We start from the raw sequence: 26,527 nt of genomic DNA, 5'->3' as shown, positions 1-26,527 counted from the left end.
TCGGGGTAACAGTTCCGATGAAATCGGAACGCATTAGGGGCAGAGCCCCTATGGGAGTCCTGAAAGGACGACGGAGCGGGTTCAAATCCCGTTGCCCGCTTACCTAAGATATTAGGGAAAAGAGATGTCATTTTTAAAGAAAAAGAAAGAGGATTTGTTGAACTTAAGTGAAGAAACATTGGCTCCTAAATTTTCAGAGGTTAAAAACACGATAGGTAAAGGAGTAAAAATTAAGGGTGAATTCTATTCTGATGAGGATGTTTTTTTTGATGGAGAATTGGAAGGAAAGATAGAAGTAAAAAAATCTATGGTAATCGGAAAAAATAGCAAGATTGGCGGCGAGATCAAAGCGAATGAAATAATGATTGGAGGTAAAGTAGAAGAGAAAATTCATGCTGTATCCAGAGTTGAAATTATCCCATCAGGGGTCTTGGTTGGAGATGTGTTTTCTCAGAAAATAGTAATCGCTGAAGGAGCAAAATTATCAGGAAATGTTGATATGAACGTTAGTGTTGAAGAAGATATTTATAAAGAGAAAGAAGAGTCATAAGAATCAGGTAATATTCCTTAATAATTAAGAGTATTAAAGGTTAAAATTGATGAACAACTGGTTTATTAAAATTGAAGAAAAGCCATATTCAGGCAGTTGGAATATGGCTGTGGATGAATTTTTATTCAATGAAGTTCAAAAAGAAGAAAAAACAATTTTAAGGTTTTATGAGTGGGAAATACCTACTCTTTCGATCGGATTCTCCCAGAGAGTAAATAGAATCCTGAATATGGAGTATTTAGAGAAAAATAGAGTTCCATTTGTGAGAAGAATAACCGGAGGAAAAGTTGTCTTTCATAACGATGAAATTACATACAGCATTAGCTCTTCAGAGAAAATTTTTTTTGAAAAAAAATCCCTTTCTGAAGCATACACGATGATTTCCGGAGCCCTTATAGAAGGCTTGAAGAAATTGAGTATTAAAGCTGAGCTCTCAGGAAGATCTCCTAAGTTTCTATCAAAATCAGATCTGCCATGTTTTTCTTTCTCATCAAAAGATGAAATTTTAGTAAACGGAAAAAAAATTGTGGGAAGTGCCCAAAAAAGAAAAGAAAATTGTTTAATTCAACATGGGTCGATTCCCATTTCTGTAAAGAGGGAAGAGATCGCAAATTTAACGTATTCAGACAAAGAAATACTTGAAGAGAAAATGACAACCATTGGAGAAATATTAAATAGAGATGTGGATAAAATTGAATTGATTGAGGCATTTAAGAGAGGTTTTGAGAAATATTTCGAAGTAAAGGTCATAGATTATAAAGAGCCATCTTATTTCTTTGAATTGGTAGAGAAGCTGAATATTAAATACAAAAGCAAAGAATGGAATTATTTATTTTAAAAAAAAATTTATTATTAAGGAAAGTGTTGTGTCATAAAAGAATAAAGAAAAGTGTTTAAATGACATGGCACTAAATGGCTCCAATTGAGAAAAGAGCAAGGGTGGTTTCCTCTCTATCATTGACCTCTAAAATCTTGTTGACTTGATCATCATAAAAGGCTCCTATTACACATCCACCCAGATTTAATGAGGTCACAGCTAAATAAATATTCTGAATAATACAGCCAAGATCCATCAAAATATATCGTACACCTCTTTCTCTATATCTTCTTGTTGTTCTTTTAGTAACGGATGTTAGAAAAATTGTAAAAGCTGCATCTTCTATGAAAGTTTGATAAATCGAAGCTTTTGCTATTTCAGATGAGAAATCCCCTTCCTTAATTCCTTTAAGCTTCCATTCATAAACATTAAGATGATAAATACCTTTTTTTACTCCATTTACATTAAAGATAAAAACATAAATTTCAATTGGGTATAAAGCTCCGGCGGAAGGAGAAGTTCTCAGTTCAATTCCATATTTTTTAGTTACTATTCCTGAAGAAGCCCACAAAATTTGAGATAAATCTTTTATACTTACTGCCTTATTCTTATAATTTCTAATTGACCTTCTTCTTTGCAGACACTCCCAGATAGGCATCCCCCCTGCTGTTTCATTCTTAGGAAGAACAATCTCTTCATTAAATTCTTTTTCTGTCTTATCAAACTTAATTTTTTCCCAGAATGGAGAAGAGAGCTTCGTATCAGAGAAGAATTTTATCTCATGACTCATAAATTCCCTCCTTCTTTAGATATTCTTTAAACGTCAAAGCGTCATCGAAAGATGCTACATTATTGAACACAACAAAATTTCTTTCATTTATGAATTTTTTGACGAGAAATTTAAAATCTTTTTCTTGATACCTGTAAAAGGGTGATTTAATTCCATGAAGACGATAGTATGAAAATTTTCCATACAATGATTCTCTTTGAAAAGGATCTACAACATGGATTAAATTCAATTTTCTACATATTTCAAGAATAATCTCATCTTTCCAGCTTTCTCCTCTTGGCTCCCAGCCAAAATTAATTCCACTTCGTTTGATTTTCTTAAAGAATTTTTCCATGTTTGCTTTGTTTTCCTGGGTCGGTGTAAAACTTTTAGGACATTGAAAAAGAATGAAGTCAGATTTAAGGATTTTTGCAATTTTTAACGTCACCTCATAGGCTTCATACACCTGTTCTGAAGGTCTGAAAAAACCGCAAGTTTCAGGGGGAAGTCTTTTCATTTTTTTGTAAGTAGGACTTGATGGTGGATGAGTTATTACCTGCCATGCTTTTATGCTGAAGATAAAAGATTCAGGAGATTCTTCCCTCCATTTCCCCATTAAGTCTAAAGATGGGGGTTCATAAAAAATTTTTTGAATCTCCACAAAATTAAATTTTTCGTAATATACTTTCCTGGCTTTTTGAAACCCCGCGCAGCCAATTATAATTTCCACAGGATAATTTTAATTTATGCAGAAATTATTTACAAACTATAGATTTTAGGACAGTTGTAAGCAATTTCACTTATACCTTTGCGTAATTTAGGCTTAAATATTTAAAAAAAACTATTAATCAAGGTCTGTGAAAGAGTAATTTTATATTAATTATATAAGAGACCTCACAGATGGATTTTTTAGGAGGTCTCTAATAAATAAATTGACAATAATAGACTCAAATATTAAAATTAAAAATAGTAGATGAATTTTAAGGAAAAATTATGAAAGATTACTATTCCATATTGGGTGTGAAAAAAACTGCTTCTACTGAAGAGATAAAAAAGGCTTATAGAAAATTGGCAAGAAAGTATCATCCTGACTTGAATCCTGGGAATAAAGAAGCTGAATCTAAGTTTAAAGAAATTCAAGAAGCTTATGAAGTTTTATCTGACCCGAAGAAAAGAGAAAAGTACGATAAATTTGGGACTTATGAAGATTTTGCAAAATCTGCCTCTGATTATTATTCTGGATTTGAAGGATTTGATTTTAGTTCTTTCGGTGATTCGCCATTCAGAGATTTTGTTGATAGTATATTTGGTTTCTCAAAGAAAAAAACAATGGATTCCTCTGAAAAAGGAGAAGACCTTCATTATTCCATTACTATTAGTTTTGAGGAATCTATTAAAGGACTTACAACAAAGTTGAAGTTATTTCGAGATGATGTCTGTCCTGCTTGCAACAGCTATGGGTATATAAAAAGAGACAGAGAAAAATATTGTTCCAATTGCGGGGGTAGCGGTAGAGTTAATTATCAGAGAGGGTATATGAAATTTTCAGCTACATGTCCTGTTTGTGGAGGAAGTGGTAAGAATCCAGGTGATTTATGTTCAAGATGTAATGGAGAGGGAAGAGTAAGCATTTCGGATTTGATAAAGGTTAGAATTCCTGCAGGAGTGCATGAGGGAGCAAGGGTTAAAATAAAAGGAAAAGGAAATGCTGGAAAGAGAGGAGGCACTCCTGGTGATTTATACATAACGATTCATGTAACACCTCATCCAGTATTCAGAAGAGAAGGGGATAACATTTATATCGTTAAAGAAATTACTATTACAGAAGCAGCATTAGGGGCAAAAATTGAAGTTCCTACATTAGATGGTTCTGCATTTATGAAAATTCCTCCGGGAACTCAATCAGGTCAGAAATTTAGGTTAAGAGGTAAAGGAGCTCCTTCATTACAGACAGGGGGAAGGGGTGATCAATTTGTTGAAGTAAAAATAATTACCCCACCTGGTAATGATGAGAGGATAAGAGAATTATTGAGAGAGCTTGATCGAAGAACAAGGGAATATCAGCGATAGAAATTGTAATAATGGAAGGGATATAAAGTTGGGTTAATTTTCCAAAGGAGAATGTATTATAATTGAAATATGAAAAATAACGAAAGAAAAAAGTATTTCATGATAAGCAGTGTAGCTAAATTGTACAATATCCATCCCCAAACATTAAGGTTGTATGAGAGAGAGGGGCTATTGAGGCCCTCGAGAACAGAAGGTAATACGCGTCTTTATTCAGAAGAAGATTTGAAGAGACTTGAAATAATCATTAATCTCACAAGAGAACTTGGAGTAAATTTAGCCGGGGTAGACATCATATTAAACATGAGAGAAAAAATGGAGGAAATGCAGAAAGAGATAAATGAGTTCCTTGAATATATAAAAAGAGAGTTTTTCGAAGGCCGTGAAGAAGAATTTGAAAGAAAGAAAAGTTCATTGGCTAAATCTTCTTCAACAAAGATTATAAGGATAAAAGATGAAGACAAAACAGAGAATTAATAAGGATGAAATATCGAGAGGGTTAAATTTTTATCTCAAAGAAATCTCTAAAATTTCTCCTCTTTCTTATGAAGAGGAAAAAAAATTATGGAAGTTAGTCAAGGAAGGTGATGAAGAAGCTTTAAAAAAAATTATCATATCTAATTTAAGATTTGTTGTGAGCTATGCCAAGAAATTCCGCGGATTGGGTTTATCATTTGCAGACCTTATAAATGAAGGAAATTTAGGACTTCTTGAGGCAATACAAAGATACGATCCTTCAAAAAATGTAAGATTTATTTCTTATGCAGTCTGGTGGATAAGACAGGCTATTATCTCTGCATTGGCAAGAGATAAAAGAATTTTTTCGATTCCTCAGAGAATTGCATCGATGTATGTTAAGATGGGCAAAAAAGCCGATCAATTAAAAGCAAAGTATGAAAGAGATCCTTTAAGGGAAGAAATAGCGAAGGAATTAAATTTGAGCACTGAAGAAGTTGATAGAGTGTATGCAGTTGGCGATGGAAATCTTCAGGCGAGTTTAAATGGAGAAAATGGTGAAAATATTGCTCTTCAAAATATTCTTGAAAATGAACTTCAATCCAGGATTGAGTATCAACATATAAAAGAAAGACTTGTCAGGCAGATTAGAGAAGCCCTGGAAGGTTTAGATAAGAGAGAGGCTAAAATAATAAAAATGAGATATGGATTGGACGATGGAAATCCAAAAACATTGAGAGAGATCGGTGAAACTCTTAACATCTCAAGAGAAAGAGTAAGACAGATAATAGAGCAGACAAAAAACAAACTGAAAGGAACTCAAACTATTCAGCAATTGAGAGGTTATTTAAATTGAAAAATTTTGAAGATTGCTCTGTTTGTTATGGCACAGGTTGGAAAATAGAAGAAAAAGATGGGATATCGTTTGCAAAAAGGTGTGAATGCTTTGAAAGGAAAGCGAAGGAGGAATTGATTTTGAATGCTAACATTCCCAGTAGATATGAACATTGTAGTTTTGACAATTTTAAACCGAATAATCAGTCTCAAAGAGAAGCCTTAAAGATATCCAAAAAATTTGTAGAGGATTTTCCTTTGATGGATGTTGGATTACTTTTCTTGGGAAATACAGGTGTTGGAAAAACACATTTAGCTGTTTCAATATGTAAAGAATTGATAAAAACAAAAAGTGTAAACTGTTTCTTTTATGACTTCAGAGAGCTTATCAGAGACATTCAGAATTCATACTCGGAAGGTTCAGAAATTACCGAATCCGATATATTGGGACCAATATTTGAATCTGAGTTGTTTGTTCTTGACGAATTGGGAGCAAAGAAAACTTCAGCGTGGGCTGAGGAGTTCATTTTTTATATCATCAACAAGAGATACAATGATAATAAAATTACAGTTTTTACATCAAATTTTTTAGATAGAAGATATGAAAAAGAAGAAAGCAAAGTGAAACAGCCATTCGGCCCTGATTTTACTGATAGAAATGATGAAGAAAAAGAAGAGGCACTTGAAGATAGAATTGGATACAGACTCAGGTCAAGATTGTTTGAAATGTGCAAGACAGTAGAAATTTATGGAGAAGATTTCAGGAAAAAAATTAAGCAGGGCAGTTATAGATTTTAATAATTTAGTGTCATGTCACTAAAATACTTTTTGTTATTTTATTGTGACATGACACTTTCCTAAATTTCAGAATTTAATGGAAGTTAAGACTAAAGCTGGTTTATACATACACTTTCCTTTTTGTATTAGAAAATGTTCTTACTGTCATTTTTATTCAATTAAAAAAGATAGTAATCAAATTAAAAAATGGATGAATGGAATATTTAAGGAGATGGATTTTTATGATGAAGAATTTGAATTCGATACAGTCTATCTGGGAGGAGGGAGTCCTTCTCTTCTTGAAAATGATTTAATTGAAAAATTTTTCGCTAAAATTTATCATAAATTTCCTTTTAAATTTAAAGAGATAACAATTGAAGCAATTCCGTTTAAAGAATATCATGAGACATTGAAATTATGGAGAAAGATCGGGATAGACAGAATTAGTATCGGAGTGCAATCTTTTCTTAAAGAAGAATTAAAAATTTTAGAGAGAGAATATTCTCCTGAGGATGTGATTGATTTTTATGGGAAAGCAAGAGAAGCAGGATTTGAAAACATTAACCTCGATTTTCTTATTGGAATTCCGAATCAAAATTTGAAAAAATGGAAAAAAAATTTTGATTTTATCTCTTTATTACACCCTGAGCATGTCTCTATCTATATTCTTGAAAGTTTAGAAGATACAGAATTTAAAAAAATACATGGAGATTTTCAAAAGGAGGAAGAAATTGAGGAACTATTTTTCGGGATAGAAGATTGGTTGATATCTCTTGGATATTATCACTATGAGATTTCAAATTATGCAAAAAAGGGAATGGAATCGCTTCATAATCTTAAATACTGGAATGATCAGCCTTTTATTGGGATTGGTCCGAGTGCTTCTTCTTATAACCTGAAGAGTCGGTGGGAAAATATAGATGACTTTTCTCTATGGATTAAATTATTAGAAGCCGGGAAAAAACCAATAAAACAAATTTCTTTTTTAACAGATGAGGAGATTTTAAAGGATGCTATTCTGATGGGATTGAGAAAGATAGAGGGATTGAATATAAAAAAATATGAAGATGTTACAGGAGAAAACATCAGAGAAAAATTCGAATCGAAGTGGAAGGAGTTGTCAGATTTAGATTTGATTGAGATTGATAAAGAGACAATAAAAATTAAAAGAAAAAAGTTATTGCTGGCCAATGAGGTTTTTAGAGAGTTTATTTGATAATGGATAAATTTTAAATCGATGCTGAGACAATTTGATATATCAGAGATTGAGGCTGTATAATTTTTTATATGCTTTCAAAAATTGAGCTTTTAAAGCAAATAGTTATGATAGCAAAAGGAGGGAAGGCGTGAGAAAATTTCTAATGCTCTCTTTTTTAATGACATTAATTTTTTCTTTATCTTTCTATTCGTTTTCTCAGATAAAAAAACCTGAAGAAATTTCCCTTTCAGAAGCAAAAGAGAAATATGATAAGGGAGGATATTTATTTGTAGATGCAAGGTCTGAATTAGTTTTTAAATTAGGGCATATAAAGGGAGCGGTGAATCTTCCTGTGAGTGAATTCTCTAAAATGATTGGAGAATTTGAGAAAAATCATCCAAAAGATACAAAAATTATTGTCTATTGCAGCGGTTCTTCATGTGCCTCGAGCTATACTCTTGCAAACTATTTAATTAACAGAGACTATACCAGTGTGGAGGTTTTCTTTGGAGGCTGGAATTCATGGGTTCAGGCTAAATATCCAATTGAAAGAACTAAAAATTGATTGATAATTTAAAGTTCATTAAGATAACTGTAGGTCCATTGGAAACAAATTGTTATCTTGTGTATCATAAGGATACAAGAGAAACAATAATTGTTGACCCGGGTGCTGAGCCTGAGAGAATATCGAAAATAATTAAAGAAAATAGGCTGATCCCCACAAAAATAGTAAATACTCATGGACATATAGACCATATTGGGGGAAATAGATACCTAAAAGAAAAATTTAAGACTTCTATTTTAATCCACTATCAGGATATAAAAACAATGAATTCTGCTGGAAATAAAAGCATGGCATTGATTCTTGGAACAAAACCTTCTCCTGAACCTGATGAGTATTTAAGCCATGACGATAGAATTTATATAAATAACAACTATCTTGAAGTTATTCATACGCCAGGCCATACCCCAGGAAGCATTTGTTTAAAATCGCATTTATTTCTATTGACAGGAGATACTCTTTTCTGTGGGTCGGTTGGAAGAACAGACCTTCCAGGAGGTTCTTGGAAGGAATTGATAAAATCAATAAAAGAAAAAATATTAACACTAAACGATGACCTTGAAATCCTTCCAGGACATGGCCTGGTCTCAACCTTAAGGGAGGAAAAAAATTACAATCCCTTTTTAAAATGAGTTATTTAAAAAGCTTTTTAAATTTTTTAACTGTAGAAAAGGGATATTCACCAAATACAATCGAAAACTACAAGAGAGATTTGAACAAATTTTCTCGCTATATTAAAGGAAATTTGCTGAATGTAGAAGAAGAAGATATATTAAATTTTATTAAAAAAGAGACTAAAAAGGGAATGTCTCCCCGCACTGTTTCAAGGTTTATATCTTCGATAAGATCCTTTTATAAATATTTAATGGTAGATGGACTATCAAAAGTAAACCCGGCCATCTCAATTCAAATGCCTAAGAAATGGTTTTCACTTCCGAATTATCTTACACTGGAAGAAGTTGATAATCTACTTTCCATACTAGATGAAACTACTGAATTGGGAAAAAGGGATAAAGCCATGTTTGAAACCCTTTATGCTACTGGCATTAGAGTATCTGAACTAATTAATCTTCAGTTAAAAGATTTGAATCTTGAAATCGGCATTATAATATGCAAGGGAAAAGGTGGGAGAGAAAGAATAATTCCTTTAGGTGAGTCTGCAAGAAAAAAAATTTTAGAATACATAGAAACTTCGAGAAATAATATTTTAAAAGGCAGAGAAAATCCATACGTTTTTGTAAATTATGCAGGAAGACCACTCACAAGGCAGGGATTCTGGAAAATTATTAAAACTCATGGGAAAAAAGCAGGTATATCAAAGAAGCTAACACCCCATACTTTAAGACACTCCTTTGCAACTCATCTTGTTGAGAGGGGAGCAGATTTAAGATCTGTGCAGATTATGCTGGGCCATTCAAAAATTTCTTCGACTCAAATTTATACTCATGTCTCCAAGGAAAGACTTAAAAAAGTATGGGAAAAGTATCACCCCCGAGCCTGAATATATGATTAAATGAAAAATCAAATTTGTTTTAGTGCTGTTATAACTTGATATACTTAAAATTATAACTGTATAATTTTGTATTTGCTTCACAAAGTAAAATAGGATTTTTAAAGTAAATGGTTGTAACTGTATTATATAGGGAGGAGATAGTGGAAAGAACTCTTGCGATTATAAAGCCTGATGCAGTTGAGAAAGAAAGTATTGGAAAAATTATAAACAGAATTGAAAGCGAAAAGTTCAAGATCGTAGGTATGAAAATGGTTAAAATTACAGAAGATAAAGCTGAAAAATTTTACTGGGTTCATCATCAAAAACCCTTTTTTAGGAGCCTGGTTAAATTTATTTCTTCAGGCGAGATAGTGGTTCTTGTGCTTGAGAGAGAAAATGCAATCAATCATTGGAGAGAAGTTATGGGTGATACTGACCCAGCAACAGCAAAAATAGGAACAATAAGAAAAGAGATCGGTTCTTCAATCGAAAGAAATGCAGTGCATGGTTCTGACAGCCTTGAGACCGCAAAGGAAGAAATAGATTTCTTTTTTAATGAATTAGAAGTATTTTAATTTATTATATTCCTGTAGCTGAGGGACATATTATTTTTAATTTATTGTATCTATTCTGTTTGTAAAGGGTTGCAGCAGCAATTGTAATTTCATAATTTCCAAATGTTCCTGAAATACTTCCATTGGAATGATGATTCCATTTTCTATTTTTCTCAGCTGCATTAACAGCTAGAATAAGATGTATTTTATCTGGACTCATATCTGCAATATCCTCTCCACTGGGAATCGCCTTTGCTTTGCTTTTCCCAAATTCTGTATGAGAATGGTAGTCTCCGATAACCTTTACAGGAAGATTCTGAAGAAGGTTTGACATTCTTTCAAAAGCTTTCAATTTCGGCTCTGCTTTTGAAAATGTAGTTTCTGCAGTCTGATATGGTATGGCATATTCAACGATAAATTCATCTGGAGAGGAATATCCAAGAAGAAGACCTATGGATTCTTTTTTGTAAACCTCAATTACCGAAAGTATCATAGCTAAAAATGCTCTTTCTTTTATGTAAACAATTTTTCTTTTCGAATCCGTGGATTCAATCCTTTTTTTCATGATTAATTTATAATATATATTATAATAGGCTAAGGTTTCAAATAATAACTATTTATGAGTGGATCTCTTTATATGGCTATTGATTCCATATTTATCGTAGATGTCAAAAATTTCCTCACAGAATTTTACCATTCTTTTGTCATCTTTCTTCACTTAAATGGTCTCTAATCCTTCCCCTTATCCAATTCCAGTCTGTTTTACCCTCGGGTAAAGAGTGAAAGAAACTTTGGGGGTTATCTTTCAGCCATTCATAATAGTTATCTTCGGTATATCTACAGAAGGCTTCTACTAAATTGTCAAACGATATATCCTCCGGGATTTCGATTCCCTCCAATTCTTCTTCTAAAAATTCTTTTACGACTTCACGGTCAAGCATTCTGATAACCTCCTGTGTTTTATAAATTAATTTCTATGTATATTCTTGATTAATCCTTCTATTCCTTAAATTTCCAGGCAAATATAATTTCCTGTATTGTATGCAAATATTTTTTCTGCAATTCGTTCACAGCAGTATTAAAAGAATCAATTTCACTTCCTGGAACTGTTATATACTTGCCCACATATATTCCTTGTCTTGCCAGTTCTTTACAAAATGCATCTCCTACCAATTCTGCCAATAATATTTTCCCCTCTGGAGTATCTGCACCTTCCAGGCTACTCTTAATAAATTTAGCAACGGAAGGAAATTTTATGTAAATCCTGATAATTCCTATATCTTCAAAGTAAACTACTCTTTTTCAGATATGGAAAAGTTTTTATGGTCTTTTAAGAAGGTTTTGAATTGAAGACTATCTTTTAAGTAAGAAACTAACCTATCATCGACACTTCTCCCCTTAGATGCTTTTTTTCTTTGATTTAAAACTCTTTCACCTTCCAATCTTTCTTTTATTTGTATTGCCAATTTTTCCCCAAATTTTGTTAACGAAAAGTAATCCTTTGCTCCACCTACAATTAAGCCCTTTTCTCTTAATGTTCTTAGTGGACGGTCAAACTTTAAAGAATCGGGCCACTTAGAAAAACGCTTAAAAGCAAAAACCTTGGGGAATCTTGTGAAAGACTCTGCTACAAGTCTTTCAAAAGTGCATATCTCACCATTTTTTGATACCAAATAAATACCAAATAAAATGAGCTCTTGCATTTCTACTTTGGTATAGAGTTCCTCATCGTAATTCTTTGTTCTAACAATTTCAGCCATCTTATTTATTCCTCTTGTAATTCCTTTAAATATTTGTTTATTATTGTATATAACTCAAGGTTAAAAGATTCTTCAACTTTGTTTTTCCGAAGCTTTGCATCTTCTATTTTGTAGAGAACTTGCTGCTTCATCAAAATTAACTCTCTTTGCCTTATTGCCGATTCAGTAAATGGTCCTTTTCCTCCATCCCAACTACTCCTTTCTTTATAAATCTTCTCAAGTTCCTTTTTTATTTCTCTGAATGTCATAGATAGTTGGCGGCCTCCTTTGTGGTATACATGGCTTTATCTTTCATAATTACTCCTTTTAGGTTTTTTCTCTATATATTTTACAACATTTATGAAAATAAAACATTTTTGCCTCTCGTTTTAAAATCAATTTTGAAACTTTCGCCTGTTTTAGAAGTGTCGTATCCTTTTGTAACAAAAGGTGGGGTTTATGTGCATTTTCAATTTTTTCCATAATATTACTTTTTCTTTACAGGTTGTCTTAAAATTGTCCTCCATTTTTCTTCTGGGACTTTTCCTGAGCGGCCTGTGCTAACCAAATAGATTTCATGATGTAGTCCGTTTTTAACAAGATCTTCTTTTTCCATTAATTCGTACATCTTTGTCAAAGATTCTTGTTCTGTAGAATAAGGACCAATATGCAATATCTGAACGCATCTGCCTTCTTTCATCTTTTCAAACTTGACCTCGTTTACCAAATCTATCTTTTTCTTCTTTATAACTTCCTGCTTTGCTTTTTCAACGATTTCAGATGTTAAAAATTCAGGCTGACGAATTAGAAGTTTCCATTTCCATTCTTCACGAGGAACTTCTGTATATGGTTTATCAAAATCTACCCACCACTGCCCTTCTAATTTTGCAACTGTAAAATCCTTGCCTTCTTTTTTCATCAGCATTTTGATTCCGTAGGTAAGAGAATATAGAGCACCAACCTTGGCTTGAAATTCATCTCCACCAGGAGCACCTTTCCCTTCAACAATTAAGGATTGCCTTTCTTCGATATCAATAATTTCTGGTGTTGTTTTTGCGGTGTAATATGCTTTATACTCCTTTGTTAAATCAAGTTTTGCTTGTTTCATAGTTTCACCTATTTAAAGGACTCTTTCACTTTATTAAAAAAAATTCTATCAACATCCCTTTACTTCCGTCAATGAATATCATTTCATATAGATTCTTATGAGAGGCAATAAGGAGATGTGAGAGTTTATAATATATTGGACGCTCACATCTCATTGACATCTATTAATTTTTTCTATATAAATTCAATCTGAAAGGATTATATGAAAAAATTATTTTTATCAACAATTTTAATTCCCTTTCTTCTCCAGAGCTCTTCTATTATGTCCCTAAAAGATGTAAAGCCAGGAATGGTAGGAAAAGGAAAGACTGTTTTTGAAGGGAGAAAAATTGAAACATTTGATGTAGAAATTGTAGGTATCCTTAAAAATGTTTTCCCAAATCAGAGTCTTATAATTGCAAACCTCAAAGGAGATATGGCACAGAAAGCAGGGGTTGTCTCAGGGATGAGCGGAAGCCCTGTGTACATTGAAGATAAATTAATAGGTTCGATTTCTTATTCTTTTCCATGGGCAAAAGATTCAATAGCAGGAATTACCCCTATAGAAGAAATGATAGAGGTCTCAAAAGAGCCTGAAATAAAAAAATCTTTTTCTGCTTTAAATATTCCATTAAAAAAATACCTCAATTTTGAGGATTTTAAATCGATGTTCAATATTCTAAATCCAGAAATTTCATTTAACTATAAAGGAAATGTTTTTTATTCATTGCCAGTGCCATTATCCATTTCAAATGCTTCAAATAGATTAATGGAAAAACTAAATGAATTCTCAAGCTCTCTGAGATTTATACCTGTAAATGCAGGAATCTCAGCGAATGCAGTTGATTTCGGAAATCTCTCAAGCCTTGAAGAAGGTCAGGCGATAGCAGTCCAGATAGTAAAAGGGGATTTGGACATCAGTGCGGTTGGAACTGTTACCCATGTGGATGGGGAAAAGGTATATGCATTCGGACATCCTTTATTTAATTTAGGAGGAGTTGAGTTTCCAATGGCTGAAGGAGAAATACTTGCAGTAGTTCCAAAACTTGATACTTCATTTAAACTTTCCACTTCAGGAAAGACAATAGGTGTTTTCAATCAAGATAGATTTAATGGTGTTTTTGGGATTATTGGTAAAGTTCCTTCATTGATTCCCTTGAAAATTGAGTTAGTGAAAGAAAATGGAAAAGAGAAAAGTTACAATTTCGAAATTGTTAACAATAAATTATTAGCTCCATTTTTTACATTTGTTACCATTTTGAATACAGTAGAAATTGTATCGAAATCTTTAGGAGATATTTCTTATTCTTTGAGGGGAGAGGTCTTCTTAGAAGAAGGGAAGAGCGTAAAAATTGAAGACTATTTTAGCGGAGAAGGAAAAGAGTCAATCGAGAATATTTCGATACTTCCTGCTGCAGTTTTATATTATTTAATGAACAATGAATTTAAGGATGTTAAAATTTCAAAAGTTAATCTTAAAATTGGGGTTGAGGAGTCGATTGAAATAGCGAAACTGGAGAGAATATGGGTTGAAGAGAACGAAGTTAAACCAAATCAAAGACTGAAAATAAGAGTATTTTTTCGAACCTGGAGAGGGGATATAAAAGAAGAGGAAGCTCAAATTTCTATCCCGAACTTTGAACCTGACACTCCTTTTGAGATTATAGTGGGAGATGCTGAGACTTTAACTCAGTATGAGATAAAGGAGTACCGGGGAGGAGAGATGCCCAGAAGTCTTGAACTTTTGATAAGAGCTTTAAACAATATTAGAAAGAACAACAGAATATATTTCAAGCTAAGGACAAAAAAACATTCTTTATTTTTCAGGGGTGAAGAGTTTTCAAATGTTCCGAGCCTTATAAATGAAGTCATTTCTTCAACCCGACTATCGATATCCCCGGTTGATTTGAATTTTTCGACTGTTAGAGAGTATCAACTTCCAATTGATTTTGTGTTTAAAGGTTTCGCAAAAATTCCCTTGAGAGTAAAAAAGTGAGGAAAATGGAATGAAAAAATTAGGCTTTTTTATTTTAAATCTATTTTTCTTTTCAATTTTGTCTTTTTCTGTTATCACTTCTCAATGGATCAAAGAAGGAAAAGATGAGTTAATAAAAGGTAAATTTAATGGAGTTTCTTTATCAGAAGAAGGATACATAGTCTTATCGGTCAAGGAGGAGAAGATCACCACTCTCTCAGAGGATTTCTTCTTCTCAATAGCCCTTGATTCGAAAGAAAATATTTATTTAGGGACCGGTCATGGAGGCAAGATTTATAAAATTGGACGCGATGGAAAATCATCTCTTTTTTTCACTGCATCAGAACTGGATGTATTTTCGCTTACCGTTGATAAACAGGATTATGTATATGCAGCCACTTCTCCGAATGGAAAGATATACAAATTATCTCCTGAGGGAAAGGCTGAAGTTTTTTTTGATCCAGAAGAGAAATATATATGGAAGTTAGATTTTGATTCAAAGGGAAATCTGTATGCTGCTGTGGGTGAAAGAGGAGGAATTTACAGAATTGATAAGAAAGGCAGCGGAAAATTATTATTTCAACCCAATGAAGACCATATTCTTTCATTGATAATTAATGAGAGGGATGAAATTTTTGCAGGTAGTGGTGGAAAAGGAGTTATATATAAGATATTCCCTGAAGGCAAAACATCTGTTATCTATGATACAGATTTTCCTGAAGTAAAAGCCCTTGTATTTGATAATAGAGGAAATTTATGGGCAGGAGCGAGTGGAAAAGAAAAAAAATTGGAAAAAATATCTCCTGAGCTGAAAAAAATTTCTGAGACTGAAATAATTCCTTCATTCTCAATTGAAGTTACGACAAGTGCTTCTCAGGAAAAATTAATCCCACCAGTTAAGATTGATAAAGAACAAAAAAGTGCTCTTTATAAAATTAAACCAGAAGGAATTGTGGATGAGATTTGGTCTTCCAGAGAAGAAATGATTTTTTCTACATGTTTTGACAAGAAAACGAATAAAATTTTATTCGGCACCGGAAATAAAGGAAGGATTTATTCTGTGGATAAAGATGGTAAAGTTTCTTTAGTTCTCCAAAAAGATTCTGAACAAATATTTGAGATAATCTGCCCATTTAGCCAGTCTTTATTTATTACAGATAATCCAGCTAATGTGTACAAAATAGATTCCGCCCAGAGGCTTGAAGGCGAGTTTTTATCTGAAGTTCTTGGCTCTTCGATCATCTCTTCGTGGGGAAAAATTAAATGGGATGGAGAATTTCCAGCCGGAACATCCGTAGAGATATTTTCCAGAACAGGTAATTCGGAAGATCCGGATAATACCTGGAGTGATTGGTCACCTCCTTATAAAAACTCTGCAGGAGAAAATATATTGAGTCCTCGAAACAGATATTTTCAATTTAAAGCAACTATCAAATCAGATTCTACTAATAAAACTCCTGTGTTGAGAAAAGTGATAATTTTCTATCTTCAGAGCAATGTAAGTCCTCTCATAAAGACAATAACGCTTTTTCCACCAAATGAAGTATACCCGAAGCCACTATCTTTTGATGAAGAAATATGGGGATATGAGGGAGAAAAAGTTTCACTTAGAGAGAAAAGAGAAGGGTTGATTCCTACAATTGTAACAAAGCCTTACGGAAAAAAGCTTTATAAAAAAGGATTCCAGACTGTATCATGGGAAGCAACAGATTCAAACGGTGATGAGTTAATTTATAGGATTCTGATCAAAGAGGAAATGGATAAGGAATGGAGAATTCTTAAGGAAAATCTAAAAGATAACACAATGGCTTTCGATACTTTATCTTTCGAGGAGGGTAATTATCAACTAAAAATTGTAGTTTCAGACCTTCCATCAAACCCGGCTGGAAGTGAAATGAAATCAGAGAAGGTAAGCGCTTATTTTATTATTGATAATAATCCTCCCTCTGTAGAAAATTTTTTGATAAAAGGCCAAGGAGGGAATAAAAAGGAAATTTCATTTGTTGGAAAAGATACATTTTCTGCAATAAAGAAGGTTGAATATTCCCTTGACTTTATGAATTGGAACATAATTTTTCCTGTTGATGGAATAAATGATTCTTCGATAGAAGAATACAGATTTACAGTGGTTGCCCCAGCCAGCAATGGGTTTATTACAGTGAAAGTAACTGATTACTTAGACAACGTAGGTGTTATACGAAAATCTCTTTAAAAATAGAAAATTTATTTTATCTCAGACCTTTCAAGATAAGAATTATCTTCGGTAGATATTCTAACTACATCGCCCTCTTCAACAAAAAAAGGAACTTGAACTACCAGCCCTGTCTCCAGAGTAGCTGGTTTTGTTGAGGAGGCTTTGGTTGCTCCCTTTAGATTTGGCTCAGTGGATACAACTTTTAAATCCACTGTTTTTGGAGGCTCAATTCCAACAGGATTTCCTTCCCACAACTCAACATAAAATTTAACGTTAGGGACTAAACAATTAACTGCTTCGCCGAGAATTTCCTCAGATAAATGGATCTCTTCCCAGGTATCATTTTTTATAAAAACATAGATATTATCAATTTTATAGAGATATTCCATTTCTACTTTTTGAAGGTAAGGTTTTTCTACCACATCTTTTGATCTGAATCTGTATTCAATTGATGTTCCATCCTTTAGATTTCTCAATTTTGTTATTATCATTCCATGTTTATTTCCAGGGGTTAGATGTGTTACCTCTAAAATTTTGAAAAAATCGTTTTCTATTCTGATTGTCATTCCTTTTCTTAATTGCGTTGCACTTATCAATTTCTCACCTATTTCATATATCTCTCTATAATAATTTTATCATTGGATTTTAAAAATTCAACATCATTATTATCTTTTTTCAAATAAACATAAATGATTTCTGGTTTTCCTGAATCAGATTTTATTAGTAGTGATCCATTTTCATTAAGTATAACTGAACCCGTATTATCTTTAATGCTGAATTCTTTTATTGATAGGAAGAATTCATCTGCATCTTTTTCAGAATCCCATGATGATTTCCATACCACTAAATATTTTTTATCATTTTCAAAAATGGAGTAGAAGTCACCGTTCCATCCTTCTGCAGCATTTCGGGATATGCTTCTTTCAAGAGTTTTTTCAAGAAGGGTTTGAATGTAAAACTCCCCAATTACACCTGAATATATTTTTTTTAATCCTGGAATTTTTTTATCATTTAGGTTGAAGTTTTTTGGTTTTTCATCGTTGTTTAGATATTTTTCAGGATGAATAATTTCTTCTGATGAGGTGGGAGGTTTAGAGAATATCTTATTTATCTTTTCCCATCCTCCTTTTTTATATATATAATTGATAAAATTGAGCCCTTCAAGATAGGGCATTAACAATTGCTTTTTCAATACTAAAGGTGCATTTTTTAATTCTATTGAAGAGAGGTTTGACGCAACCTCAATAAAGTTCGAGCTTTCAGAGAATGAACTCATTATTGAGGGGTCAAGTCCTGCATAGGATACCATAAGGAATGTCGCATCTCCTTCTAATGCTGCCAGTATTGCAAATTTTCTGTCATCAAAATCACTTACAGGAGGAATTAATTTATTAAGATTAAAATACTGATCCTGAATGGCATGTCTTAATTCATGGACGAGGACAAGGGAAGTAAGATAATTTATCTTTTCTGATGAACTCACTGCAAAAAGAGTTTTTGAATCAGGTCTTTCATCATAAAATCCGGCTACATTTTTCAACAAAATACTTTTTCTCAATTCTTTAAGATTAATATAGCTATCGGTAAATCCAAAATATTTAAGAAATTTTTGTTCAAGATCAGCAAGCTTGTCTGGATATTCATTTGAAAAATATAAATTTAAATAACTTTCCAGTTCTTTCTTATCTAAAATCCTGAAAGGTACATCTTTTATGAATCTTAATTTCCCAATATCTTCCACTCTTTTCTGGATATCTTCGATGGAATATTCTTGAGAATATGCCGAATAGAAGAAAAGAAAAAAAATGGTTGGAAACAAAACTCCTGATAAAATTTTTGTTTTCTTTAAAATGAGATGGATCATCGATAAAAATTATATATTCTTTTAATTATTAAAACCAGTATATATTCTTCAGAAGGCGGTTGACCTATAAAGGCAAAAATGATAGTTTATCATTGTTTAATAAAAGATGAAGACATATGACTTTAAATCGATAGAATCCAAATGGCAGAAAATATGGGTAGAAGAAAGAGTATTTGAGCCTGAAAAACATTCGAAAAAACCCAAATATTATTGTCTCGAGATGTTTCCATATCCTTCAGGATGGGGAATACATATGGGACATGCAAGAAATTATGTAATCGGTGATGTAATTTCGAGATTCAGGAGAATGAGGGGGTTTAATGTCCTTCATCCGATAGGGTGGGATGCTTTTGGGCTTCCAGCAGAAAATGCAGCCATAAAACATGGAATTCATCCTAAAGAATGGACAGAGAAAAATATAATTTATATGAAACACCAGTTAAAAAAACTTGGAATAAGTTATTCATGGGAAAGAGAGATAAACACTTCTTCTCCAGAATATTACAGATGGAATCAGTGGATTTTTTTAAAAATGTTTGAAAAAGGTCTGTCATATAAGAAAAAATCATGGGTGAACTGGTGCCCTAGATGCGAGACTGTTCTTGCAAATGAGCAGGTTATAAATGGAAAGTGCTGGAGATGTGAGTCCGATGTTGAGATGAAGGAGTTGTCACAATGGTTTTTGAAAATCACCGATTATGCTGAGGAGCTTTATCTTGGACATGAATTATTGGAAGATTGGCTGGAGAAAGTTCTGACGATGCAGAAGAACTGGATTGGAAGGAGTAAAGGTTCTCTTGTGGATTTTCCAGTTAAAGATTCCAATGAGAAAATTACTGTATTTACCACACGGCTGGATACTATATATGGAGCGACTTTTCTCGTTCTTTCTCCTGAGCATCCTTTTGTGGATAAAATTATAAAAGAAAATGCATCAAATGAAATCTATGGATGGTGCGAGAGAATTATAAGGGAAATAAAAAGTAAAAAACCGTATGAAGAGATTGAGAAAGAAGGAGTTTTTTCAGGAAAGATGGCAATCAACCCTTTTTCAAGAGAGGAGATTCCAGTCTGGATTGCAAATTATGTTCTTATGGAATATGGAACAGGTGCTATAATGGCAGTTCCAGCTCATGACAGGAGAGATTTTGAATTTGCAAAAAAATATTCTTTGAAAATAAAAAAAGTAATTAAAGCTGATGGTTCTGATGAAGATGCCATAGAAGAAGCTGATGAGAGAATGGGAATTCTTATAAATTCAGAAGAATTCTCAGGAATGGATTCAAATTCTGCCATTAACACGATGAACGAATATTTAAAAGAAAAAAAATTGGGTAAAGAACAGATCACACACAAAATAAGGGATTGGGGCATCTCGAGACAGAGATACTGGGGTACTCCAATTCCGATAATTTATTGTGAGAGATGCGGAATAGTTCCAGTTAAATATGAGGATCTTCCAGTTTTACTTCCTGAAGATATAAGTTTTTCTCAGAAAGGAGGCTCTCCATTAGAAAAGTCAGAAAAGTTTATAAACACAGAATGTTATAAATGTGGAGGGAAGGCAAGAAGGGAAACCGACACGATGGATACTTTTTTCGACTCCTCATGGTATTATTTAAGATATATATCTCCTGAAGAGAAGGAATATTTATTTAATATAAGCGAAGTGGATTACTGGATGCCAGTGGATATGTATATCGGAGGAATTGAACATGCAATTCTCCACCTGATATATTCAAGGTTCTTCACAAAAGTATTGAGAGATTTAAACCTGTTAAAGATACATGAACCATTTCCGAAGCTTTTATCTCAGGGAATGGTAACATTGGGAGGTTTTGCCATGTCCAAATCAAGAGGAAATGTTGTTGCTCCCGATGAAATAATTGATAGATATGGAGCTGATACTCTCAGGAGTTACATTCTGTTCTCTTCTCCTCCTGATAAAGACATGGAATGGAGTGGTAAGGCTCTCGAGGGATGTTACAGATTTTTGAACAAAGCTTGGAGATTGGTGATTGAAAATATCGAAATTTTTTCAGAAAAAGAGGAGTTTTCTTACGAAGAAATGGAAGAATCAGGTAAAAAAATAATAAGGGAAACTCATAAAACTATAAAATACATAACCGAAAATTTAGAAAAAAGACTCCATTTTAACACAGCGGTAAGTAAATTGATGGAATTTCTAAACAGCCTAATGGATGAAGAGGAGAATTTGAGAGATTCAGCTTCAGGAAGACATTCTTTGAGGTTTGCAATAAGAAATCTCATACTGCTTCTTTCTCCTTTTGCTCCCCATGTATCAGAAGAAATGTGGGAAGCAAGTGGAGAAAAGAAGTGCCTCTGCTTTACATCATGGCCTTCTTATGAGGAAAGATTTACAGTGGAAAAATTAATCACAGTTGTTGTCCAGGTGAATGGAAAAGTTAGGGGAAGGATGGAAGTAAATCAGGGACTTTCAGAGAAAGACATAAGAAATGAGGTAGAGAAAAATGCCAGAATAATGAATTTTTTAGATGGCAAAAAGATTAAAAAGATTGTGTGGATTCCTGATAGAATCATAAATTATGTGACTGAATAATTAGAATGAAAAAAAAGATTTTATTATTTTGTATAATCTTGTTTACAGTGCTATGGTATCACTGTGGATATAGATTGTCAGGAACTGGAGCTTTTCTTCCACCATACATAAAAAAAATTTGCATACCCATCTTTAAAAATAACACCCAGAGGTTTGAAATAGATCAGATATTGACATCCTCTGTTACAGATGAAATGGCAAAAAGGGGAAACTTTCAGGTTGTCGGCTCTGAAGAAGCGTCTGATGCTACCCTATATGGAGAAATTATTGAATTCAATGTTTATCCTACTGCGTTTGGCTCTGATTCTCGTGCAAGAAAATTTGGCGTTATCATAACTGCAAAAGTAATATTAAAAGATCTCAAGACAGGAAAAGAAATTTTTGCAAGTTCAAATTATCAATTCAGAGATGAGTATGATATTAAAGAAGGAATGGATTTTTTCACCCTTGAAACAGAGGTTATAAATAAAATCTCTCAGGATTTTGCAAAAAGTATTGTTAGTACAATTTTAGAAGGTTTTTGATATCCCTTGAATTACCTGTTGATAATTAAGGAAATAGAAAAGGCAGGGCCGAAGAGCTGTTATTTTTTATTTGGAAACGAAACTTTTTTACTTGAGAAAAGTATTGAATATTTAAAAGAAAAGTTCATATCAAAAGAATTTATCGAGTATAATTTTAGAAAATTTAATCTGAAAGACGATAATTTTAGCGATATTATTAATTTTCTTTCATCATATTCTTTTTTTCAATCTGAAAAAAAAATTGCTGTTATTGACATTGGATCTTCTGCTGAAATGAAAATTTCAAGGGAAGATGAAATTGTCCTGAAAGATTATTTAACCAATCCATCTGATTTTTCAATTCTGGTTTTTAAAGCTCATCTTACAGCCAGACAGATAAAAGATACTGAATTGCATTCCATTTTAGAAAAAAGGTGTAGATTTTTTGAAATGAGACCCCTTGAGATAGGAGACATTCAATCTTTGGTAAAAGAAAGGATTTCAAAAGAGAAAAAAGATATCTCAATGGAAGCTTTAAATTATCTAATAGATTCAGTAGGTAAAGATATCTGTAAATTGATGAGTGAAGTTGAAAAGATATTGATCTTTATAGAAAAAAAAGATCGAATTGATGTTGAGGATGTAGAATCTTTAGTTGAAGGAACAAGAAGTTTTGAAGCGTGGGAACTCACAAATTCGATATTAGCTGAGAATATTGAAAAATCATTAAAAGTATTTAATAGATTAATCTTTGATGGAAATGATCTTCTAAAAATATTCAGTTACATATCAAAAGGATTTAACAACTATTACAGAGCAAAGTTAATGATATTGAATGGATACAATCGGGATGAAATAATAAAGGAATTGAGAATTACCTATAATAAGTATAAATTTTTTAATTCGCTCGAAAAGATTGAGATGGAAAATTTAATGGCGATTCAAAAGCTTTTAATTGAAGCTGATATAAAATTGAAGACAACGGTATCCTCAAAGATTATGATTGAAAAATTGATAATTGATATTATTGAAGTTGGATTAAAGAGTTAGTGTCATGTCACTTAAATATCTTTTGTTATTCTTTTGTGAAGTGTGCTTTGGGAGAGATTGTTTGTTTGTGAAGATAGTTATGGGAGAACCCATTAGTCATTCAGTAGATACTAAAGAATTAAATGATTTCTGTAATCTTGACTTATATCTTGATCCTGTATTTTTATGGATGGTTCCCTTTTTAACAGTTTTATCTATCAAAGAAAAAGTTGGCTTTAACAATTTTTTTGCAACTTCAATGTTTTTTTCTTCAATAGCTTTTCTAAATTTTTTAATCTGGGTCTTTAGTTTGCTTTTATTTGTCTTGTTGACCATTCTTCTTTTTAAACTCTTTTTCCATTCTTTTAGAGCTGATTTGTGCTGTACCATTCATTCCTCCAGAAAATATTTATTTATAAAGGAAATTATTTGAAAAGTCAAGGTAACGGTGGATCCTTTCATAAAACACTAATTAAATCAACGTTTTCTATTAGCTTTTTTACATTAATCAGCAGAGTTTTTGGATATATTAGAGACATGCTTCAAGCTTATTTTCTGGGAACTGGATTTTATGGAGATGCATATACCATTGCCTACAGAATTCCAAATCTTCTGAGAAGAATCGTAGGTGAAGGAGCAATGACTGCATCCTTCATTCCAGTTTTTGCGGAGGCTAAAAAGAAAGAAGGGAAGGAATCCTGGGTATTTGCTAATACTTTTTTCTGGAATCTTCTTTTGATTGTAGCATTAATAGTGATTATCGGAATAATATTTTCACCATTGATAGTGAAAATAATGGCATATGGATTCAAGCAGATTCCAGGAAAATGGGGAGAAACAATTTACCTGAACAGATTGATGTTTCCATATATCCTTTTCATATCCCTATCTGCCCTTGCTATGGGAATTCTTAATTCATATAATATATTTTCTGTCCCTGCTTCTACCCCTGTTCTTTTCAACTTGGCAATAATAGGAAGTGTTTTATTATTTTTAGATAAATTTAAAAGTCCTGCTACAGCATTTGCAATCGGGGTAGTGCTGGGAGGAATATTTCAACTTCTATTTCAACTTCCTTTTTTAATAAAGATAGGTATGAGATTCCGTCCGAAAATTTCTTTTGGAGATTCTTATGTAAGGAGAACCGGAAAGTTGATGGTTCCCGGAATTTTTGGGGCAAGTGCAGTTCAGATTAATATATTTATAAATTCACAGATAGCCTCATTGCTTCCTCAAGGAGCTGTGTCTTCTTTATATTATGCTGATAGAGTGATGGAATTAACTCTCGGAGCATTCTCCATAGCTTTAGCAACAGCATTGCTGCCTCTTCTTTCAAGGCAGGCTTCAGAAAATGATATTAATTCTATGAAAAATTCCCTTAGGTTCTCGATTAAATTGACAAGTTTTATCACACTTCCTGCTGCGATTGGACTCATAGCTCTAAGTAATGAGATTATAAGTGTGCTCTTTCAGAGGGGAATATTCAACGTCAATTCCACTGAAATGACTTCATTTGCGTTAATTTTTCATTCTTTGGGACTTCCCTTTATTTCAGGAGTGAAAATTCTTGCACCTGGGTTTTATTCACTGAAAGATACAGCAACTCCCGTAAAGATATCTTTTATCTCGATTGGGGCTAACATTGTTTTGGCTCTTGTTTTAATGGATCCTCTCAAACAGGGAGGGATTGCTCTTGCTGTTTCAATTGCAAGTCTTATAAATTTTCTTCTCCTCTGGGTATATCTTGAGAAGAAAATAGGAAAAATAGAAAAAAATAATTTAATTTCAGTCAGCATGAAGAGTTTTTTGAGCTCAATCATTATGGGAGTTTTTTTATTGAGTGTAAAAAGAAGAGTATTTAGCCCAGATGAGCCAATTCTCAATAAAGTTTTTGAGCTTATTATTTTGATTATATCTGGAATTATAATTTATTCAATTTTTTCTTACATCTTTAATCGAAATGAACTAAAATCAGCTATGAAATTCTTCAGAAAAAAAGATAAATTATGAAAATAGTTCTTCAGCGTGTTAAAGAAGCAAAAGTAGAGATAAAAGGAAATGTTGCAGGAAAAATTGGAAAAGGAATTTTAGTGTTTGTAGGTGTTGAAAAAGGTGATTCCTTGGAGGAGGTGGAGTATTTAGCAGATAAAGTTGCAAATCTCAGAATATTTCCCGATGATGTGAAAAGAATGAATTTATCCCTTCTTGATATCTCAGGAGAAGCCCTTGTAGTCTCCCAGTTCACTATCACTTCTATTATCGGCAAAGGAAGAAGGCCTGGATTTGAAAGAGCTGAGGCTCCTGTTAAGGCAAAGGAACTGATTGAAACGTTTGAGAGAAAACTCGAAGAAAAAGGAGTTAAAGTCGAGAAAGGAATATTCGGAGAAATGATGGATGTGTATTTAATAAACGATGGACCTGTTACCTTTATTTTAGAAAGGAGGAGAAATTAAATGGATATTATAGAAGCTATCAAGGAACGAAGAAGCATAAGAGCCTTTAGAAATGACCCAATAGATAAAAAAATAATTGAAAAAATTCTTGAGCTGGCTTTAAAAAGTCCTTCGTTTCAAAATTCTCAGCCATGGGAAGTTATTGTAGTTTCAGGAAAAAAGAAGGATGGGTTATCCCAAATTTTGTATAAAATGGCGGAAAGAGAAGCTCCTAAAAATCCAGATCTCCCTCTCCCAGTTAGTTTTCCTGAAGATATTTCAAAAAGAGTTGATGAGCATAATTTGAGAAGATATAGATTATTGGGAATCGGAGCAGAAGAAGTTCAGAAAAAAAGGGAATTGAGATTAAGAAATTATTTATTTTTTGAAGCGCCAGTAATTATCTTTCTGGTTCAAGATAAGTCTTTGCCACTCTGGTCAATATTTGATATGGGATTATTCAGCCAGACTTTAATGTTAGCCTCTCTAAATTTTGGAATTTATTCATGTCCTCAGGCTTCTGTAGTTTACTACCCTGATGAGATAAGAAAATTTCTCGATATTCCTGAAAATAAAAGAATAGTAATTGGCATATCTCTTGGTTATCCGGACTGGGATGCCATAATAAATCAATATAGAAGTTTCAGGGTTGATCTCTCTGAGATTGTTAGGTGGGTTGATTAGCATAGTGTCATGTCACTTAAATGCCTTTTGTTATATTATTGTGACATGACACTTTCCCTATGGGGGCAAGCCCCCCTTAGACGCTTCGCTGAGCACCCCCCAGACATGGGGAAGATACCTTCCCCATACCCCTTCAGTGTGCTTTGATATAAATAATTTTTCTTTGAAAAGTCATATGGCAAAGCACACTTAATGTCATGTCACTTAAATGCCTTTCGTTATATTATTGTGACATGAACTTTCCCTATGGGAGAAAGCCTCTCCCTGGACGCTTCGCTGAGCACCCCCAGACATGGGGAAGTTCCTTCCCTATAACCCTTCATTGTGCTTCATGGAAGTTGTTTGTAATTGAAGATATTTATGG

30 protein-coding genes are annotated in these 26,527 nt (G+C 32.9%); 19 read left to right on the top strand and 11 right to left on the bottom strand.

All coding sequences use genetic code 11. From position 1 onward, the window contains the following. Positions 1–124 precede the first annotated feature (124 nt). Complete coding sequence (locus AB1410_09265; protein MEW6456883.1) at positions 125–550, top strand: polymer-forming cytoskeletal protein; 426 nt, start codon at positions 125–127, stop codon at positions 548–550. A gap of 49 nt (positions 551–599) precedes the next feature. Further along, a complete protein-coding gene (locus AB1410_09260) occupies positions 600–1,388 on the top strand; it encodes a lipoate--protein ligase family protein (protein MEW6456882.1) in 789 nt (262 codons plus the stop codon). A gap of 70 nt (positions 1,389–1,458) precedes the next feature. On the opposite strand, the gene AB1410_09255 is transcribed toward AB1410_09260, so the two are convergent. Both AB1410_09255 and AB1410_09250 read right to left on the bottom strand, forming a co-directional pair. Then, the gene (locus AB1410_09255; GenBank protein ID MEW6456881.1) at positions 1,459–2,157 is read right to left on the bottom strand and encodes a SagB/ThcOx family dehydrogenase; all 699 of its coding nucleotides are present in this window, start codon (positions 2,155–2,157) and stop codon (positions 1,459–1,461) included. Beyond that, positions 2,147–2,866, bottom strand: a complete 720-nt coding sequence (locus AB1410_09250) for a DUF72 domain-containing protein (GenBank protein ID MEW6456880.1) — start codon at positions 2,864–2,866, stop codon at positions 2,147–2,149. Before AB1410_09250 ends, AB1410_09255 begins: the two co-directional genes overlap by 11 nt. Before the next feature lie 263 nt (positions 2,867–3,129). On the opposite strand from AB1410_09250, the gene dnaJ reads away from it, so the two are divergent. From dnaJ to ndk, 9 genes are all read left to right on the top strand, one after another. Beyond that, positions 3,130–4,206, top strand: a complete 1,077-nt coding sequence (gene dnaJ, locus AB1410_09245; protein ID MEW6456879.1) for a molecular chaperone DnaJ — start codon at positions 3,130–3,132, stop codon at positions 4,204–4,206. A 69-nt stretch (positions 4,207–4,275) separates the two neighbouring features. Beyond that, positions 4,276–4,680, top strand: coding sequence for a helix-turn-helix transcriptional regulator (locus AB1410_09240; GenBank protein ID MEW6456878.1), 405 nt, complete (start codon positions 4,276–4,278; stop codon positions 4,678–4,680). Continuing rightward, complete coding sequence (locus tag AB1410_09235) at positions 4,658–5,515, top strand: RNA polymerase sigma factor RpoD/SigA (GenBank protein ID MEW6456877.1); 858 nt, start codon at positions 4,658–4,660, stop codon at positions 5,513–5,515. Before AB1410_09240 ends, AB1410_09235 begins: the two co-directional genes overlap by 23 nt. Continuing rightward, the gene (locus AB1410_09230) at positions 5,512–6,291 is read left to right on the top strand and encodes an ATP-binding protein (GenBank protein ID MEW6456876.1); all 780 of its coding nucleotides are present in this window, start codon (positions 5,512–5,514) and stop codon (positions 6,289–6,291) included. The genes AB1410_09235 and AB1410_09230 overlap by 4 nt, the downstream gene beginning before the upstream one ends. Positions 6,292–6,367: 76 nt before the next feature. After that, a complete protein-coding gene (gene hemW / locus AB1410_09225; protein MEW6456875.1) occupies positions 6,368–7,486 on the top strand; it encodes a radical SAM family heme chaperone HemW in 1,119 nt (372 codons plus the stop codon). A 130-nt stretch (positions 7,487–7,616) separates the two neighbouring features. Beyond that, positions 7,617–8,033 carry a rhodanese-like domain-containing protein gene (locus AB1410_09220; GenBank protein ID MEW6456874.1) on the top strand — a complete coding sequence of 139 codons (417 nt, stop codon included), beginning with the start codon at positions 7,617–7,619 and terminating at the stop codon, positions 8,031–8,033. Next, on the top strand, positions 8,030–8,662 hold the full coding sequence (locus AB1410_09215) for an MBL fold metallo-hydrolase (protein MEW6456873.1): 633 nt from the start codon (positions 8,030–8,032) through the stop codon (positions 8,660–8,662). Before AB1410_09220 ends, AB1410_09215 begins: the two co-directional genes overlap by 4 nt. Then, on the top strand, positions 8,659–9,531 hold the full coding sequence (gene xerD / locus AB1410_09210) for a site-specific tyrosine recombinase XerD (protein MEW6456872.1): 873 nt from the start codon (positions 8,659–8,661) through the stop codon (positions 9,529–9,531). Before AB1410_09215 ends, xerD begins: the two co-directional genes overlap by 4 nt. A gap of 152 nt (positions 9,532–9,683) precedes the next feature. Beyond that, positions 9,684–10,097 carry a nucleoside-diphosphate kinase gene (gene ndk, locus AB1410_09205; protein MEW6456871.1) on the top strand — a complete coding sequence of 138 codons (414 nt, stop codon included), beginning with the start codon at positions 9,684–9,686 and terminating at the stop codon, positions 10,095–10,097. A 4-nt stretch (positions 10,098–10,101) separates the two neighbouring features. Here the strand turns inward: ndk and AB1410_09200 are convergent, their stop codons facing one another. The 6 genes from AB1410_09200 to AB1410_09175 form a co-directional block, all read right to left on the bottom strand. Then, positions 10,102–10,641 (bottom strand): Mov34/MPN/PAD-1 family protein, encoded by a 540-nt coding sequence (locus tag AB1410_09200; GenBank protein MEW6456870.1) that lies wholly within the window; start codon positions 10,639–10,641, stop codon positions 10,102–10,104. Positions 10,642–10,780: 139 nt separating this feature from the next. Continuing rightward, entirely contained in the window at positions 10,781–11,017 is a 237-nt protein-coding gene (locus AB1410_09195; protein ID MEW6456869.1) for a hypothetical protein, read from the bottom strand. A 58-nt stretch (positions 11,018–11,075) separates the two neighbouring features. Next, positions 11,076–11,258 (bottom strand): hypothetical protein, encoded by a 183-nt coding sequence (locus tag AB1410_09190; protein ID MEW6456868.1) that lies wholly within the window; start codon positions 11,256–11,258, stop codon positions 11,076–11,078. 110 nt (positions 11,259–11,368) lie between these two features. After that, positions 11,369–11,836: a hypothetical protein gene (locus AB1410_09185; protein ID MEW6456867.1), complete on the bottom strand. Its 468-nt coding sequence runs from the start codon at positions 11,834–11,836 to the stop codon at positions 11,369–11,371. A 5-nt stretch (positions 11,837–11,841) separates the two neighbouring features. Further along, entirely contained in the window at positions 11,842–12,084 is a 243-nt protein-coding gene (locus tag AB1410_09180; GenBank protein ID MEW6456866.1) for a hypothetical protein, read from the bottom strand. A 218-nt stretch (positions 12,085–12,302) separates the two neighbouring features. Next, positions 12,303–12,923, bottom strand: coding sequence for a GyrI-like domain-containing protein (locus tag AB1410_09175; protein MEW6456865.1), 621 nt, complete (start codon positions 12,921–12,923; stop codon positions 12,303–12,305). Between the two features lie 201 nt (positions 12,924–13,124). Between AB1410_09175 and AB1410_09170 the strand changes: the two genes are divergently transcribed. Next, positions 13,125–14,897: a SpoIVB peptidase S55 domain-containing protein gene (locus AB1410_09170; GenBank protein ID MEW6456864.1), complete on the top strand. Its 1,773-nt coding sequence runs from the start codon at positions 13,125–13,127 to the stop codon at positions 14,895–14,897. Between the two features lie 10 nt (positions 14,898–14,907). Further along, positions 14,908–17,088 carry a WD40 repeat domain-containing protein gene (locus AB1410_09165; GenBank protein ID MEW6456863.1) on the top strand — a complete coding sequence of 727 codons (2,181 nt, stop codon included), beginning with the start codon at positions 14,908–14,910 and terminating at the stop codon, positions 17,086–17,088. 11 nt (positions 17,089–17,099) lie between these two features. Here the strand turns inward: AB1410_09165 and efp are convergent, their stop codons facing one another. Beyond that, positions 17,100–17,666, bottom strand: a complete 567-nt coding sequence (gene efp / locus AB1410_09160) for an elongation factor P (GenBank protein MEW6456862.1) — start codon at positions 17,664–17,666, stop codon at positions 17,100–17,102. An 8-nt stretch (positions 17,667–17,674) separates the two neighbouring features. Then, positions 17,675–18,934 carry a hypothetical protein gene (locus AB1410_09155; GenBank protein ID MEW6456861.1) on the bottom strand — a complete coding sequence of 420 codons (1,260 nt, stop codon included), beginning with the start codon at positions 18,932–18,934 and terminating at the stop codon, positions 17,675–17,677. Positions 18,935–19,040: 106 nt separating this feature from the next. Here AB1410_09155 and leuS point away from each other — a divergent pair, with 106 nt between their 5' ends. The 3 genes from leuS to holA are packed head-to-tail and all read left to right on the top strand — an operon-like array spanning position 19,041 to position 23,068. Beyond that, entirely contained in the window at positions 19,041–21,515 is a 2,475-nt protein-coding gene (leuS, locus tag AB1410_09150; protein MEW6456860.1) for a leucine--tRNA ligase, read from the top strand. 5 nt (positions 21,516–21,520) lie between these two features. Then, positions 21,521–22,039, top strand: a complete 519-nt coding sequence (gene lptE, locus AB1410_09145) for an LPS assembly lipoprotein LptE (GenBank protein ID MEW6456859.1) — start codon at positions 21,521–21,523, stop codon at positions 22,037–22,039. 18 nt (positions 22,040–22,057) lie between these two features. Continuing rightward, positions 22,058–23,068, top strand: a complete 1,011-nt coding sequence (holA, locus tag AB1410_09140) for a DNA polymerase III subunit delta (GenBank protein ID MEW6456858.1) — start codon at positions 22,058–22,060, stop codon at positions 23,066–23,068. Between the two features lie 96 nt (positions 23,069–23,164). Here holA and rpsT read toward each other — a convergent pair whose 3' ends face one another. Beyond that, positions 23,165–23,437: a 30S ribosomal protein S20 gene (gene rpsT / locus AB1410_09135; GenBank protein MEW6456857.1), complete on the bottom strand. Its 273-nt coding sequence runs from the start codon at positions 23,435–23,437 to the stop codon at positions 23,165–23,167. Positions 23,438–23,476: 39 nt separating this feature from the next. Here rpsT and murJ point away from each other — a divergent pair, with 39 nt between their 5' ends. From murJ to AB1410_09120, 3 genes are read left to right on the top strand one after another with little or no spacing between them, the layout of a single operon-like run. After that, complete coding sequence (gene murJ / locus AB1410_09130) at positions 23,477–25,057, top strand: murein biosynthesis integral membrane protein MurJ (GenBank protein ID MEW6456856.1); 1,581 nt, start codon at positions 23,477–23,479, stop codon at positions 25,055–25,057. Continuing rightward, positions 25,054–25,500: a D-aminoacyl-tRNA deacylase gene (dtd, locus tag AB1410_09125; protein ID MEW6456855.1), complete on the top strand. Its 447-nt coding sequence runs from the start codon at positions 25,054–25,056 to the stop codon at positions 25,498–25,500. Before murJ ends, dtd begins: the two co-directional genes overlap by 4 nt. After that, entirely contained in the window at positions 25,501–26,163 is a 663-nt protein-coding gene (locus tag AB1410_09120; GenBank protein MEW6456854.1) for a nitroreductase, read from the top strand. The last annotated feature ends 364 nt before the right edge of the window (positions 26,164–26,527 follow it).

The organism is Acidobacteriota bacterium, assembly GCA_040756905.1.
Lineage (GTDB): Bacteria > Acidobacteriota > Aminicenantia > JBFLYD01 > JBFLYD01 > JBFLYD01.
Note: the sequence above shows the minus strand (reverse complement) of the source record. Positions and strands in the feature narration are given on the sequence as shown.

Bases quoted from the DNA above. Each gene is read 5' to 3' on its own strand.
- AB1410_09185 (MEW6456867.1), bottom strand. From the start codon at position 11,836: ATGGCTGAAATTGTTAGAACAAAGAATTACGATGAGGAACTCTATACC.
- AB1410_09165 (MEW6456863.1), top strand. From the start codon at position 14,908: ATGAAAAAATTAGGCTTTTTTATTTTAAATCTATTTTTCTTTTCAATT.
- AB1410_09260 (MEW6456882.1), top strand. From the start codon at position 600: ATGAACAACTGGTTTATTAAAATTGAAGAAAAGCCATATTCAGGCAGT.
- hemW (MEW6456875.1), top strand. From the start codon at position 6,368: ATGGAAGTTAAGACTAAAGCTGGTTTATACATACACTTTCCTTTTTGT.
- AB1410_09170 (MEW6456864.1), top strand. From the start codon at position 13,125: ATGAAAAAATTATTTTTATCAACAATTTTAATTCCCTTTCTTCTCCAG.
- rpsT (MEW6456857.1), bottom strand. From the start codon at position 23,437: ATGGTACAGCACAAATCAGCTCTAAAAGAATGGAAAAAGAGTTTAAAA.
- dnaJ (MEW6456879.1), top strand. From the start codon at position 3,130: ATGAAAGATTACTATTCCATATTGGGTGTGAAAAAAACTGCTTCTACT.
- AB1410_09240 (MEW6456878.1), top strand. From the start codon at position 4,276: ATGAAAAATAACGAAAGAAAAAAGTATTTCATGATAAGCAGTGTAGCT.
- AB1410_09265 (MEW6456883.1), top strand. From the start codon at position 125: ATGTCATTTTTAAAGAAAAAGAAAGAGGATTTGTTGAACTTAAGTGAA.
- AB1410_09255 (MEW6456881.1), bottom strand. From the start codon at position 2,157: ATGAGTCATGAGATAAAATTCTTCTCTGATACGAAGCTCTCTTCTCCA.
- leuS (MEW6456860.1), top strand. From the start codon at position 19,041: ATGAAGACATATGACTTTAAATCGATAGAATCCAAATGGCAGAAAATA.
- xerD (MEW6456872.1), top strand. From the start codon at position 8,659: ATGAGTTATTTAAAAAGCTTTTTAAATTTTTTAACTGTAGAAAAGGGA.
- AB1410_09155 (MEW6456861.1), bottom strand. From the start codon at position 18,934: ATGATCCATCTCATTTTAAAGAAAACAAAAATTTTATCAGGAGTTTTG.
- AB1410_09195 (MEW6456869.1), bottom strand. From the start codon at position 11,017: ATGCTTGACCGTGAAGTCGTAAAAGAATTTTTAGAAGAAGAATTGGAG.
- AB1410_09235 (MEW6456877.1), top strand. From the start codon at position 4,658: ATGAAGACAAAACAGAGAATTAATAAGGATGAAATATCGAGAGGGTTA.
- AB1410_09175 (MEW6456865.1), bottom strand. From the start codon at position 12,923: ATGAAACAAGCAAAACTTGATTTAACAAAGGAGTATAAAGCATATTAC.
- lptE (MEW6456859.1), top strand. From the start codon at position 21,521: ATGAAAAAAAAGATTTTATTATTTTGTATAATCTTGTTTACAGTGCTA.
- AB1410_09180 (MEW6456866.1), bottom strand. From the start codon at position 12,084: ATGACATTCAGAGAAATAAAAAAGGAACTTGAGAAGATTTATAAAGAA.
- AB1410_09120 (MEW6456854.1), top strand. From the start codon at position 25,501: ATGGATATTATAGAAGCTATCAAGGAACGAAGAAGCATAAGAGCCTTT.
- AB1410_09200 (MEW6456870.1), bottom strand. From the start codon at position 10,641: ATGAAAAAAAGGATTGAATCCACGGATTCGAAAAGAAAAATTGTTTAC.
- dtd (MEW6456855.1), top strand. From the start codon at position 25,054: ATGAAAATAGTTCTTCAGCGTGTTAAAGAAGCAAAAGTAGAGATAAAA.